At 67.9% G+C, this 12,543-nt stretch carries 13 protein-coding genes; 3 read left to right on the top strand and 10 right to left on the bottom strand.

All coding sequences use genetic code 11. The features are described 5' to 3' along the window. Positions 1 to 16 precede the first annotated feature (16 nt). Both ABDC78_RS02225 and ABDC78_RS02220 read right to left on the bottom strand, forming a co-directional pair. Entirely contained in the window at positions 17 to 922 is a 906-nt protein-coding gene (locus tag ABDC78_RS02225) for a sugar phosphate isomerase/epimerase (RefSeq protein WP_178359506.1), read from the bottom strand. Next, positions 919 to 2,346 carry a sugar porter family MFS transporter gene (locus ABDC78_RS02220; protein ID WP_178359505.1) on the bottom strand — a complete coding sequence of 476 codons (1,428 nt, stop codon included), beginning with the start codon at positions 2,344 to 2,346 and terminating at the stop codon, positions 919 to 921. The genes ABDC78_RS02225 and ABDC78_RS02220 overlap by 4 nt, the downstream gene beginning before the upstream one ends. 136 nt (positions 2,347 to 2,482) lie before the next feature. Between ABDC78_RS02220 and ABDC78_RS02215 the strand changes: the two genes are divergently transcribed. The 3 genes from ABDC78_RS02215 (at position 2,483) to bluB (ending at position 5,038) form a co-directional block, all read left to right on the top strand. Further along, positions 2,483 to 3,475: a LacI family DNA-binding transcriptional regulator gene (locus tag ABDC78_RS02215; RefSeq protein WP_178359574.1), complete on the top strand. Its 993-nt coding sequence runs from the start codon at positions 2,483 to 2,485 to the stop codon at positions 3,473 to 3,475. Positions 3,476 to 3,620: 145 nt separating this feature from the next. Further along, positions 3,621 to 4,409 (top strand): precorrin-4 C(11)-methyltransferase, encoded by a 789-nt coding sequence (gene cobM, locus ABDC78_RS02210; protein ID WP_178359504.1) that lies wholly within the window; start codon positions 3,621 to 3,623, stop codon positions 4,407 to 4,409. Continuing rightward, the gene (bluB, locus tag ABDC78_RS02205) at positions 4,406 to 5,038 is read left to right on the top strand and encodes a 5,6-dimethylbenzimidazole synthase (protein ID WP_178359503.1); all 633 of its coding nucleotides are present in this window, start codon (positions 4,406 to 4,408) and stop codon (positions 5,036 to 5,038) included. The genes cobM and bluB overlap by 4 nt, the downstream gene beginning before the upstream one ends. A gap of 3 nt (positions 5,039 to 5,041) precedes the next feature. Here bluB and ABDC78_RS02200 read toward each other — a convergent pair whose 3' ends face one another. The 8 genes from ABDC78_RS02200 to ABDC78_RS02165 form a co-directional block, all read right to left on the bottom strand. After that, positions 5,042 to 5,566, bottom strand: a complete 525-nt coding sequence (locus tag ABDC78_RS02200) for a bifunctional adenosylcobinamide kinase/adenosylcobinamide-phosphate guanylyltransferase (RefSeq protein WP_178359502.1) — start codon at positions 5,564 to 5,566, stop codon at positions 5,042 to 5,044. Then, the gene (locus ABDC78_RS02195; protein WP_178359501.1) at positions 5,563 to 6,315 is read right to left on the bottom strand and encodes a cobalt-precorrin-6A reductase; all 753 of its coding nucleotides are present in this window, start codon (positions 6,313 to 6,315) and stop codon (positions 5,563 to 5,565) included. The genes ABDC78_RS02200 and ABDC78_RS02195 overlap by 4 nt, the downstream gene beginning before the upstream one ends. Next, the gene (locus tag ABDC78_RS02190) at positions 6,312 to 7,787 is read right to left on the bottom strand and encodes a cobyric acid synthase (RefSeq protein ID WP_178359500.1); all 1,476 of its coding nucleotides are present in this window, start codon (positions 7,785 to 7,787) and stop codon (positions 6,312 to 6,314) included. The genes ABDC78_RS02195 and ABDC78_RS02190 overlap by 4 nt, the downstream gene beginning before the upstream one ends. Further along, positions 7,787 to 8,563, bottom strand: coding sequence for a precorrin-6A synthase (deacetylating) (gene cobF / locus ABDC78_RS02185; protein ID WP_178359499.1), 777 nt, complete (start codon positions 8,561 to 8,563; stop codon positions 7,787 to 7,789). The genes ABDC78_RS02190 and cobF overlap by 1 nt, the downstream gene beginning before the upstream one ends. Before the next feature lie 13 nt (positions 8,564 to 8,576). Continuing rightward, positions 8,577 to 9,458, bottom strand: coding sequence for a LysR family transcriptional regulator ArgP (locus ABDC78_RS02180; RefSeq protein ID WP_178359498.1), 882 nt, complete (start codon positions 9,456 to 9,458; stop codon positions 8,577 to 8,579). 66 nt (positions 9,459 to 9,524) lie between these two features. Next, positions 9,525 to 11,033, bottom strand: coding sequence for an NAD(P)-binding domain-containing protein (locus ABDC78_RS02175; protein WP_178359497.1), 1,509 nt, complete (start codon positions 11,031 to 11,033; stop codon positions 9,525 to 9,527). 55 nt (positions 11,034 to 11,088) lie between these two features. Then, positions 11,089 to 11,802: a cutinase family protein gene (locus ABDC78_RS02170; RefSeq protein ID WP_178359496.1), complete on the bottom strand. Its 714-nt coding sequence runs from the start codon at positions 11,800 to 11,802 to the stop codon at positions 11,089 to 11,091. A gap of 34 nt (positions 11,803 to 11,836) precedes the next feature. Then, positions 11,837 to 12,454, bottom strand: a complete 618-nt coding sequence (locus tag ABDC78_RS02165; RefSeq protein ID WP_178359495.1) for a TetR family transcriptional regulator — start codon at positions 12,452 to 12,454, stop codon at positions 11,837 to 11,839. Positions 12,455 to 12,543: the final 89 nt, after the last annotated feature.

Raw genomic sequence — 12,543 nt, 5'->3', positions numbered from 1 at the left:
TTCGTCTCCTCGGGTCTCAGTTGAAGCGGATGGCCGGAATGCCACACGCGCCCAGATACTTTCGGGTGCGGGTGGCGATGGGCAGAGGTGCGTCGACCTCGCAGGGGTACATGTCCTGCTCGACGATCGCGAACACGTCGATGCCGAGTTTCTCGATCTCGGCGAGCAGCGGCGGCATCTCGGGAATGCCCAGCGGCGGTTCGGTCATCGCGCCGAGTTTCACCGCCTCGCCGAATGGCAGGTCTTCGGCTTCGACTCTGGCACGCACTTCGGGGTCGACCTGCTTGAGGTGCAGGTATCCGATGCGCTCGGGAGCGCGCCGGATGATCGCGATGTTGTCACCGCCGCAGTACGAGATGTGGCCGGTGTCCAGGCACAGGTTGACGTACCGGCTGTCGGTGCCGTCGAGGAACCGGTAGACGTTGCCCTCGGTATCGACGTGGGAGTCGGCGTGCGGATGGTATTGCGCACGGACACCGTATGTTTCGAACATTGCCTTGCCGAGGTCGTTCATCCCGCCGGTCTTCTTGCCCCACTGCTCGTCGGTGAGGTTGCGGTCTTCGAGGACCGCACCGGTTGCCGGGTCGCGCCACATCTCGGGGATGACGACCACATGCGTGCCACCCACCGCGGCGGTGAGCTTCGCGACGTCCTCGATCTGCTTCCACACCGCCGACCACGAGTCGTCCTGGTGCAGGTGCTCGAACACGGTGCCGGCCGACAGTTTCAGCCCGCGCGCCGCGAGCTCGTCGGACAATTTGTCGGGATCGGTGGGCAGATAGCCGTAGGGTCCGAGCTCGATCCACTCGTAGCCGGACGCGGCCACCTCGTCGAGGAATCGTGTGTACGGCGTCTGCTGCGGGTCATCGGGAAACCACACCCCCCATGAGTCGGGTGCGGATCCAACACGAATGGTGCTCATACAGAGGTCCTTTCGGGGTGTGACGGTGGGGCGTGAGGGTCGGCTCCCTCGGCTTCGAGGCGCTCTTCGAGTTCCTCCAGCGAGGTGCCCTTGGTCTCGGGGACAAGGCGTCGAACGAAGAACCACGACCCGATGTTGACCATGACGAACAGCGCGAAGGTTCCGGTAGAGCCCAAGGCGTTGTTCAGCAGCGGGAACGCGAACGAGATGGCCGCGTTGGTGCACCACAGCACAAAGACCGCGATGCCCATCGCGAACCCGCGGACCGACAGCGGGAAGATCTCCGAGAGCAGCAGCCACACGCAGGTTCCGATGAACATCTGCACGAAACCGACGAAGACCACCATGCAGGCCAGGATCACGTAGCTGCGGGTCGTGGAAGCGGGCAACAGGAATGCCGCGGCCAGAGCGGCTTGGGAGGCGGCCACCCCGGCGAAGCCGATGAGCAGCATGGTGCGACGACCGATGTAGCCGAGCAGGATGATGCCGATGATCGTGGTGATCACCGACGTCACGCCGACGGCGATGGTGGCCACCAATGCGGCGCTGACACCCAGGCCGCTCTGTTCCAAAATCGTGGGTGCGTAGTAGTTGACCGTGTTGATGCCGGTGGCCTGTTGAACGATGGCGAGACCACACCCGATCAGCACGATCCGCCGTATCCAGGGCACGTCGCGGATCACCGAGAACGGAGTGGTGGTGGTCTTGAGCATGTGACTGGTGTGGTCGGCGATCACCGCGTACTCGATCTCGGCGTCACGCGGTGTTCTGCTCAGGGACAGCACTTTCCGGGCCTCAGGAAGTCGGTTCTTCGCCGCGTACCAGCGTGGTGAGTCCGGAAGGACGAGCATTCCGACGAGCAGCGCGATGGCGGGGATCGAGGCCACCCCGAGCATGGTCCGCCACACATGCGGGTCCTGGATCAGCTGGTCGAGCAGGGCGTTGGTGGCGAAGGCCAGCATCTGACCGGTCACGATCATCAACTCGTTGATGGTGACCATGCGGCCACGCCGGTCCGCGGGCGCCATCTCCGCCAGATACAGCGGGCAGGTGACGGCGGCCGCACCCACGCCGAGGCCGAGGACGATGCGTGCGGCGACCATGATCTGGACGTTCGGGGCCAGTGCGCAGCCGATCGCGCCGACGAGGAACAGGCCGGCGCACACCAGCAGGGTGCGCTTGCGGCCGATTCTGTCGGCGACGCGGCCGCCGAAGAGTGCACCGAAGGCCGCGCCCGGGAACAGCAGGGAACTGACCACGGTGGCCTCGCCGAACGCGGACAACTGCAGGTCGTCCTTCATGTACAGCAGTGCCCCGGAGATCACGCCGGTGTCGTAGCCGAACAGCAGGCCGCCGAGGGTGGCGATGACCGTCAGCTTCGTCAGGAACCGGCCCGGCGGGGCGGGCGCGTCGTGGACGGACATCGGTGACCTCTCTCCGGTTACTAACGCGCGTTAGTTAAGCGCGTGAGGTCTACTATGAACCGACGCCTTTGATGTGTCAACCGTCACGTTCTGGAGGATCAGCGCCTTGGCCGAATCCCGCCCCCGCCGTCTGACGATGGCCGACGTCGCCGAACGCGCCGGGGTGTCGCGCACCCTGGTGTCGTTCATCCTCGACGGCAAGCCGGGCGCCAGCGAGGAGACCCGGCAGCGGGTCCTGGCGATCGCCGAGGAGATCGGTTACCGCCCCGACTCCGCTGCGCGACTCCTGGCCCAGGGACGCAGCCGCACCCTGGGCGTCATGACCGACGTCCGGCAGTTGTTCCAGTCCGAGTTGGTGACGCATATCTACCCCGCTGCCGAACGGCTGGGCTACGAGGTCCTGCTGTCGGCCAACCTCCCCGACCGGACCGAGGGCAGAGTCGTCGACTCGTTGCTCAGCCACCGGTGTGGAGCACTTGTGCTGCTCGGCCCCAATGCGGAAACGGAGTTCTTCACGGAACTGGCGCACAAGGTTCCGGTGGTGGTGGCCTGTCGACGGCTGCCCGGAAGGGGCGCAGGCACAATGCTGTCCACGGTGCGAACGAACGACGCCAAAGGGATCCGACAGGCGATCGACTATCTGGTCACGCTCGGACACCGGGCCATCCACCACGTCGACGGCGGCACCGATCCCGGTTCCGCCGACCGGCGACGCGCCTACAAGGCGGCGATGCGGGTCCACGGCCTGGCATCTGAGGTCAGGATCATCGCCGGAGCGCACAACGAAGACGCCGGCGCCGCGGCAGCGCGGGAGATGCTCTCCGAGACCGTGTTGCCCACCGCCGTGCTGGCCGGCAACGACCGCTGCGCTCTGGGCATTCTCGACGTCTTCACCCGCGCCGGTGTCGACGTTCCGCGCGACGTCTCGCTGATCGGTTACGACGACACCCGACTGTCCGAGAACCCTCGCATCGACCTGACCACCATCCACCAGGATGCCCATGAGATCGCCTGCAGCAGCGTCGAACTGGCGGTGCAGATGCTTGTCGAAGGCCCGTCGCGCGCAGCAGACGTCGTGCTGGAGCCCACGCTGATCGTCCGCGGGACGACAGGGCCTCCGCGCGCCTGACGGATTGCTGTCACAAGCGGCGGGTGAATGCCGCCTCGAGGGCGGCCTGCCGCGAATGCACGGTTTCTGACGCTGTCGGGCGGTTTTTCATCAGAAACCGCACGCTCGGCGGCGATCCGGGGGCACTCCCCTAGACTGCTGATCGATGGACGACGACCGTGCGGTGCAGTTCGTCGGGGCCGGCCCCGGCGCTGCGGACCTGCTGACCGTCCGTGCCACCCGACTGCTGGCCCGGGCTGACACCGTCCTCTACCCCGGCAGTTACCTCGACGCCGACGTCCTCGCGAACTGCTCACCGGACGCCACCCTGGTCGATACCGAGCATCTCGACCTCGACACCATCGTCGGTCACCTGATCGACGGCTACCGGGCCGACCGCAGCGTGGTGCGCTTGGTGTCGGGTGATCCATCGGTGTATTCGGCGGTCTCCGAGCAGACCCGCCGGCTCGACGCGGCCGGGGTGCCGTGGTCGGTGACGCCCGGTGTGCCCGCCTACGCCGCCGCCGCGGCGCGGGTCGGTCGCGAACTGACCGTTCCGCTGGTCGCCCAGTCGGTGGTGCTGACCCGCACGCAGCAGCGCTCCACCGCGATGCCGCAGACCGAGTCGCTGGCCGCATTCGCCGCGACCCGTTCCACGTTGGTGTTGCATCTGGCGATCACCCGGACCCGCGAACTGATGGCGGAGCTTGCTGCGGACTACGGCCCCGACTGCCCCGTCGTCGTGGTGTACCGCGCGTCCCAGCCAGAGGAACAGGTGCTGCGGGGCACGGTCGCCACGATCGCCGACGCGGTCGAGGCGGCCGGATTACGCCAGGCCGCAGTGATTCTTGTCGGCCGGGCACTGGCCGGGAAACCCGATCCCGACGCCGGGGAGAGCTATCTCTACGACCCGGCGCGCGATCGTTCGCTGAAGCGCCAAGAGGGCCTGCGATGACCGCGAGCGCGCTGTACGACGTGATCAACCGGCGTCGCGACACACGCGCTGAATTCACCGGTGAGCAGATCGCCGCTGACGTCATGGAGCGGGTGCTGCTGGCCGCCCACGCCGCACCGTCGGTCGGCATGTCACAGCCGTGGGACTTCGTCCTGGTCCGATCACCGGACACCCTGCGGGCGTTCCGCGACCACGTGGCGCTCGAGCGCGAGGCGTTCGCCGACGTACTGACCGGGGAGCGCGCCGACACGTTCTCGCGAATCAAGATCGAGGGCATCTGCGAATCCGGTCTCGGCATCGTGGTCGGCTACGACCCGACGCGGGGCGGACCGCAGGTCCTCGGCCGGCACGCGATTCCCGACGCAGGGCTGTACTCGGTCGTCTGCGCCATCCAGAACCTTTGGCTCGCAGCAACTGTCGAGGGACTCGGCGTCGGCTGGGTGTCGTTCTACCGCGAGGATTTCCTGCGCTCGCTGGTGGACATGCCCGTGCATGTGCGCCCCGTTGCGTGGCTCTGCGTCGGCCATGTCGCCGACCTCCCTGAGGTTCCCGACCTCGAGCGCCACGGCTGGCGCCGGCGTTCCTCGCTGGCGACCGTGCTGCACGAGGAGCGCTACCGGCCGCGCTGATCGTCAGATCTTCAGTACCCGGCCTGCGATCACCAGGTGCACTTCGTCGCAGACCGCGGCGACGCGCTGATTGAGGATGCCCAGCAGGTCACGAAAGAGCATGCCGGACCGGTGCGACGGCACCACACCGAGACCGACCTCGTTGGTCACCACGACCGCCTCGGGTGACGCGGCCAGCGCGTCGCACAGCTGGTCGATCCGCGCGGTGACCGCGTCGTGCATCTCCTCGTAGGGCGCGTCCCACAGCTGTGCGGCGTCCATCAGGGCGACCAGCCAGGTACCGAGGCAGTCGACGAGCACGGCGTCACGCGCGTCTGCCACCGCTGCGGCGACGTTCGCGGTCTCCACCGTCGTCCAGTGCGCCGGACGGGCGGCGCGGTGACGGGCCACCCGCGCGTCCCAATCCGGATCGTTTCCGTCCGCCGGCCGGCCGGGCGCGACATAGGTCACCGCGCCCGCGCCGCTGAGCAACCCTTCGGCGTGCCGGGACTTGCCGGAGCGAACGCCGCCGGTGACCAGGATCCTCACCGGGACATCGTATTCAGCGTTCGCACCCAGTCCAGCGCGTCGGCCACATCGTGGACCGTCGGCACCCCGGATACTCGTGCCGGACGCCGCACGATCACCACCGGGATGCGCAGTTCTTCGGCGGCCGCCATCTTCGACCAGGTGTACTCGCCGCCCGAATCCTTGGTGATCAGCACGTCGGCGCGGTGTTCGCGCATCAGCGCCAACTCGCCCGGCAGCGCGTACGGCCCGCGGCTGGTCACCAACCGCCACCAGGGTGGAAGCGTCAACTCCGGGGCCTCCACCACCCGGGCCAGGACCGCGTGCTCCTGGAGTTCGGGAAGAAAGCGCGCAAGCTCCTGGCGCCCGACGGTGAGGAAGGGCCGTCCACCCAGCCCCGCCGCCGCGGCGGCGGCCTCCTCGTGGGAGTCCACCCAGAGCCAGGAGTCCCGCGACCGGTCGGCCCAGCCGGGTCGTTCCAGCCGCAGCAGTGGCCGACGGGTGTCGCCGGTGGTGCACGCCGCGACCGCGTTGGCCGAGATGTTCTTGGCGAAGGGGTGGGTGGCATCAACGACGGCATCAAAATCGCCGAGGGCCGAACGTAATCCGTCCACGCCCCCGAAGCCGCCGATCCGGACCCCTCCCACGGGTAGCCGTGGATCGGCAACCCGCCCTGCCAGTGATGTGGTCACCTCGACGCCGTCGGCGACCAGCAGCGCCGCGAGCGCCCGGGCCTCCGAGGTGCCGCCGAGGAGCAGGATCGTCGTCACGGCGCTCCCGGCGGCAGGAAGGGCAGACCCGCAGGGGAACCGCCACGGATCAACTCGATCAGGGCGTCGACGTCGAGATGTTCTTCGACGAGATCGCCCAGCAGATCGAGACGTTCCTCGCGGGCACTCGGGAACGAGACACCCGAGAAGGCCAGGCCGAGAGCTTCGCTGAGGAACCGTGCACGCAGGGCGTCGCCCTCGAGCGCGCCGTGCCACATTGTGCCGAACACCTGTCCGGCCCGTGCCCCACCGAGGAAATCGTCGACGCCGGGACCGCGGGTAATCCGCCCGTGGTGGATCTCATAGCCGCCGGCCGGCGCGCCGAGCCAATCTCCCTCGGGCAGCCGAAGTGCTTTGGCAGCAACAAAATTCGTCTCGACGTCGAGGAGCCCGAGCCCCTCCGCCTCGGCGGTGGCACCTTCGATGCCGTCGGGATCACGGACGACGCGACCCAGCATCTGGAACCCGCCGCAGATGCCGAGCACCGGACGACCCGCCGCAGCATGCGCCAGCACGGCGCGGTCCAGTCCTCGGGACCGCAGCCACGCCAGGTCGGCGATCGTGGAGCGGGTGCCGGGCAGCACCACCAGATCGGCGTCCGCGAGAGCGCTTGGGTAAGAGGCGAATACGACGTCGAGATCGGGTTCCAGCCCGAGGGCGTCGACGTCGGTGAAGTTACTGATCCGCGGCAGTCGCACCACCGCGACGCGGCGCGCGCCCGGTCGTGGTGAGCGTCGCCCCTGCAGTTCGAGGGCGTCTTCGGAGTCCAGCCAGATGTCCGGTCGCCAGGGCAGCGTGCCGTAGACCCGCCTGCCGGTCACCCGTTCCAGATCGCGCAGACCCGGCGTCAGCAGGTCCAGGTCGCCGCGGAACTTGTTCACGACGAACCCCGCGATCAGCGCCTGGTCCTCGGGCGAGAGCAGGGCAACGGTGCCGAGGAACGCCGCGAAGACCCCGCCCCGGTCGATGTCGCCGACCACCACCGTGGGCAGGCCGGCATGCCGGGCAAGCCCGAGGTTGACGTAATCGCCTGCACGCAGGTTGATCTCGGTAGGACTACCGGCGCCCTCGGCGATGACGACGTCATAGCGCGAGGCCAGATCGTCGAAGGCGGCGTGTGCGGCCACACCCAGCGCACGCCGGCCCTCCAGCCAGTCCGACGAGGACACCTCGCCCCACGGCTGTCCCATCAACACCACATGGCTGCGGCGGTCGCTGCCCGGCTTGAGCAGCACCGGGTTCATCGCGGCCTCAGCCGTCGCGCGTGCCGCCTGGGCCTGCACCCACTGCGCCCGCCCGATCTCCACACCCGCGCCATCGGGACCGACACACACCATGGAGTTGTTGGACATGTTCTGCGCCTTGTACGGCGCCACCTTCAGCCCCCGGCGGACCAGTGCGCGGCACAGGCCGGTGGTGACCACGCTCTTGCCGGCGTCACTCGTGGTGCCGGCGACCAGCAGGCCGGCCATCAGGTCTTGCGCACCAGGAACAGATCCATCACCCAGCCGTCCTGCACCTCCGCGGCGGCCCTGGCCTCGCCGATGGCGGCGACCACGTCACCGAGACGTCCGGTGACCAGGCGCTCACCCGCGGCCCCGAGGTTGGCGCCCCACCAGATCGTCCAGTCCGCCAGCCCGGTGAAGTCGAGACGCTCGGGGGGCGGATTGAGCATCGCGACGATGTTGTCGAGGCCGGCGGCGACCGCCTCCTGTAGCCGGCGGCCGGTCGTGACGTGGACGGGGCGACCGACCTCGTGCAGGACGATGCGGTGCCGGGCCGCGAGCAGTTGTGGCGCGCTGATGCCGGGGAGTACGTCGTAGTCCAGGCCCACCGAGCTGAGCGTCAAATGGTCTCGCACCTTCTCGACGATCCGGATCGTCGAGTCGTAGAGCGACGGATCACCCCACACCAGGAACGCGGCCGTGCCACCACGCTCGGTCAGGTGCGCGGCGTACTCCGCCGCGCGGGCGGCGTGCCAGTCGGTGACAGCGGCCTCGTAGCCACTCGAGGTCAGTCCCGGGGAGCGGTCGCGCTCAGGGTCACGGACGGCGACTACTTCGATCGGCCCGTCCGGACCCGGGTGCGCACGCACGATCTCGCGTCGCAGGGCGAGCAGCGGGTCGTCGTCGGTTTTCTCGGCGGCCAGCACGTAGTCCGCGGCCCGCAGCGCTTCGGCGACCTCAGGGGTGACGTGTTGCGGACCCATGCCGACGCCGAGGATGCGGACCTTCACCTGCGCGGGCATGTCAGCGATTCTGTCACCGACTGCGCAGCAGGCCCGTCGCGGCCGCTCGAACCGCCCCGGTGACCTGTGTGACCGTCGAGCTGTCCAGCTTCCAGCACTGCCAGTACAGCGGGACGTCGAGATGCTGGCCGGTGATCGGGACGAATGTCCCGTCGATGAGCTGCTCCGGGTACATGCCCCAACCCAGACCGGCGCGCACCGCCGCGCCGAAGCCCTCCGCGGTGGGGATGTAGTGGACCGGCCGCCGGACGCTCCTGCGGAGCACTTTGTGTACCAGTTGATCCTGCAGGGCATCGTCGCGGTTCCAGGCCAGCGACGGCGCCGTCGCGGCGGCATCGGCGGTCAGTCCGTCAGGCAGGAAACGCGTCACGAACTCCGGGGTCGCGACCGGCAGATAGCGCATCACCCCGAGCGCCTCAACCCGGCACCCGCTGACCGGGCTGCGTTCGGTGGTCACCGCACCCATCACCACGCCCTCACGGAGTAGCCGGGTGGAGTGGTCCTGATCCTCGATGCGGATGTCGAACAACACCTCGGGCAGCTTCGAGAGGACCCCGGTGAACCACGTGGCCATCGAATCGGCGTTGATGGCCAGCGCAATTCGGGTCCGGTCGGTGGAGCCGCCGCTCATCTCGGCGAGCGCCTCGGCCTGCAGCAGCGCCGTCTGAGCGGCCAGCCTGAGCAGCGGTGTTCCTGCAGCTGTTGCCGCACAGGGCTTTTCCCTCAGGACTAGAACCTGGCCGACCCGTTGCTCGAGCGCCTTGATGCGCTGGCTGATCGCCGAGGGGGTGACATGGAGATGCTCGGCGGCGGACTCGAAACTGCCGAACTCGACCGCCGCCGACAACGCCGCCAGTTGACCGGCGTCGAGGCCGGTGGGCTGCCGATCGGTCATGGGTGTTCACGCCCTTTGGAAGGTGTCTTGTCAGGTCACGTTATCGCCCCGACGGGTCGCACGTCGTCACGAAGCCGACGACGGCTGATCCCGTATCAGATCCCAGTACCTCTGTTCACGCTCGGTGAGCTCGTTGGAGCGGATCGCCCCGAAGGCAGCGGCTTCGCGGGCAAACTCCTTCGCGGCATCGGGCAGCGCGTCGGGCCCCTCGAGCCGAAAGCAGCTGGGCGCCAACGGACCGAACATCAACGCACGACTGAGCTCGGGCCAGTTGCTCACCTGCGGCTCACATCCTGCAGCGCGGGCAAAGGTGATGGCGGCGAGATTCATCCGGGTTTTCTGCGGCAGGCCGCGGCGCGCTCGATACGCCGCCACCGCGCAGTGTTGCCGGGCTGGATCCGGGGGTGCGATGACGCCGCCCCACGTGTAGGCGATCCATCGTGCCTGCAGTTCCAGCGGCACGAAGTAGCCGCCCGACTGGTCCCACATTCCGACGAACGCCAGCCCGGGAAGATCAGGATGGAAGGTGTAGCGGTCGGCGTCCAGATGAACCGCGTCGAGGTCGACGGTTCGTGTGAGCGCCTCACTCAGGTACGGAAGGTCGAGTTGGAAGCCGGTGCCGAAGAGAATGCCGTCGAAGGTCTCGCGTCCAGCGTCACCAAAAAACACGTCCCGGCCCGACACCGCGGTCAACCACGGACGGATGGTGATCCGCCCCTCGGCGACCAGCGGTAGGTACTGCTGGCTCAACGTCACGCCGGCTGCAGACAGTGACGGGTTCGGCTGCGGTGCTCCGTACTGCTCCGGGCTGCCACCGGCCTCCACGACTATCTCCCGCAGCTGCCGGTCGACTTCGGCAGCGGGCAGACTCTCGTTGGAAAGGGCGCCGTACCTGGTGAAGATCCGATGGTCCGACGGCACTCCGGCCGCGAACTTGGGCAACACGTAGCGCTGTCGCCGCTGTGTCACCACGACGCGAGAAGCACCCCCCTGAGCCAGTTCCGCGGCTATCTCCAACGAACTCACAGCGCAACCCGCCACGAGGACCCGCTTGCCGCGGTAGGGCTCCGCCCCGCGGTAGTCATACGTCGAGATCGCCGCCTCAGAGCCGGAGAAGCTGTCCAGGCCGGTCACCGCAGGGATGGTCGGTCTCTGGAATCGACCGCTGGCGATGACAACCCGGTCGAAGTTCTCGGCGATCGCGCCACACTCGACGACCCAGCGCGCCGACGGGCTGTCCGACTCTCGTCGCACGCGGGTGACTCTGGTAGACAACCGAATCCGTTGGTCGAGATCAAAGACCCCGGCATAGCGGCGGAGGTAGTCGAGGATATCGGCGCCGGCGAGAAACGACTGCTCACCCTCGTGGGTGAGATCGCTGAACGCGGTGAGGATCCTGCTGGTGTTGGTATGCATGGTCGGCCAGACACCACTGGAACCGAGCAGGCCTGTCCACTGCCCGCCGAGAGTCGCCGCCTGCTCGAAGATCGTCGGTTCGAATCCCTGAGCGATGAGCCAGCGCGCGGTGACCAGACCGCCCGGTCCGGCACCGATCACCGCCACGCTGTGCCTCACCTCGGCACTGTCGCACGTTGGCGTCCTACATCGTGGAGGAACCGCGCACGTACGGTCAGTTCACCGTGCCCGAGGCGTTCGTCATCACCTCGGAGGTGCCGGCAGCTGCGAGCTTCCCGGACACAAAATCTGCTGCCTGCCTTGTCAATCCGGATTCTGCGTACAGGCTGTGCGACGGTCGGTCGTCTCCGTCCGAGCACACCGGATCGGCACCGTTGCAGAGGTCGACGGTCTTCGCGCCGTACAGCGGGCTGATCGCTGTCAGAGGTCGGCCGATCTTTCCGGACGGATTTCCGAAGACCGCCACCGCGTCGACATGGCCGGCGACAGTCGCCGGCATCGGACGACCGAACCCGAAGGTCGCGTTGGGATCTGCGGCGATGAGGTCGATGACCGCGGCGCCCTGCGAATAGCCGCCGAGCACGATGCTCGTATCGGGGCAGGAGGCGACGGTGGCTTGGACGTGCGCGCTTGCGTCGTCGGCGCCTTGGGGCGCGGACTGCAGGAAGTCGTAGGACGCCGGGTAGTTGACCGCGTACACGCCGAGATCGCGACCGCCGAGGTCATTGCGCAGTTCGTCGACGAATGCCTGGCCGACGCGGCCCAAACCTGCAGGTTCTGCTGTACCGCGGGCGAACACCACTTCCACGTCGGGACAGGATTCGGCTGCGTAGGCTTCTGCCGCGCCCGGGCCTATGAGGCCGGCAGCAGCAACGCCGCCCGCCCCCGCCAGGACCAGTGCTCGTCGAACAGAGTGGCGATCGGACATCGTGGGTCTCCCTTGGTCATCTCTGCCGGCGGCATCAATGCTCAGGAACCCCGGAACCACCCGAAGAAATTCCTTGGCTACCCACGCGGGCGGCTTCGTATCCGGTGGTGAGCCAGTACACGGTGCGGTCGAGCGTCGGCAGGATCTCGGTGATGTCGATCTCCCCGGCCGCGAATCTGCCGAGCAGGCCGTACACCAGGCTGGCGATGATCCTGTCGAGGTCGGCGACGAAGTCGTCGTCCACTCCGACAAGAAGTTCCAGCACTGTCGGGACGACCACGTCCAGGCCGCGCCGCAGAAGCCGCTGACCACCGGGTGCGGACCTGGCGCGGAAGAACGCGGCGAGCATCGCCGGGTGCTGCTCCCACGGTTCGAACAGTGCACGTAACACCCGCATGTGGGCGGTGTAGAGCGACTCCCCCACCTCGCGGGGGTGCGGGGTGATCCCGGCGTAGCGGTTCTCCTCCATCCACGCTTCCAACGCGGCCAGGATCAGTTCGTCACGAGTGGGATACCGCTTGTAGATCGTGGTCAGCGACGTGCGGGCGCGCCGCGCCACCTCGCGGAGCTGCACGGCGTCATAGCCGTCGGTCTCCAGGATCTCCACGACGATCCCGAGGATCCTGGCGTCCCCACCGGAGACCTGCTGCATCGGACCGACCACCTCGTCTCACTCTTGCCACCACTGGATAACCCGGTTACTGTACCCGCAGTAACACGGTTATCCGAGGCGAGGAAGAA

Source organism: Mycobacterium sp. DL, from assembly GCF_039729195.1.
GTDB lineage: Bacteria > Actinomycetota > Actinomycetes > Mycobacteriales > Mycobacteriaceae > Mycobacterium > Mycobacterium hippocampi_A.
Note: the sequence above shows the minus strand (reverse complement) of the source record. Positions and strands in the feature narration are given on the sequence as shown.

Coding starts and splice junctions, on each gene's coding strand:
- ABDC78_RS02225 (WP_178359506.1), bottom strand. CDS start 922: ATGAGCACCATTCGTGTTGGATCCGCACCCGACTCATGGGGGGTGTGG.
- ABDC78_RS02220 (WP_178359505.1), bottom strand. CDS start 2,346: ATGTCCGTCCACGACGCGCCCGCCCCGCCGGGCCGGTTCCTGACGAAG.
- ABDC78_RS02215 (WP_178359574.1), top strand. CDS start 2,483: ATGGCCGACGTCGCCGAACGCGCCGGGGTGTCGCGCACCCTGGTGTCG.
- cobM (WP_178359504.1), top strand. CDS start 3,621: ATGGACGACGACCGTGCGGTGCAGTTCGTCGGGGCCGGCCCCGGCGCT.
- bluB (WP_178359503.1), top strand. CDS start 4,406: ATGACCGCGAGCGCGCTGTACGACGTGATCAACCGGCGTCGCGACACA.
- ABDC78_RS02190 (WP_178359500.1), bottom strand. CDS start 7,787: ATGGCCGGCCTGCTGGTCGCCGGCACCACGAGTGACGCCGGCAAGAGC.
- cobF (WP_178359499.1), bottom strand. CDS start 8,563: ATGCCCGCGCAGGTGAAGGTCCGCATCCTCGGCGTCGGCATGGGTCCG.
- ABDC78_RS02180 (WP_178359498.1), bottom strand. CDS start 9,458: ATGACCGATCGGCAGCCCACCGGCCTCGACGCCGGTCAACTGGCGGCG.
- ABDC78_RS02170 (WP_178359496.1), bottom strand. CDS start 11,802: ATGTCCGATCGCCACTCTGTTCGACGAGCACTGGTCCTGGCGGGGGCG.
- ABDC78_RS02165 (WP_178359495.1), bottom strand. CDS start 12,454: ATGCAGCAGGTCTCCGGTGGGGACGCCAGGATCCTCGGGATCGTCGTG.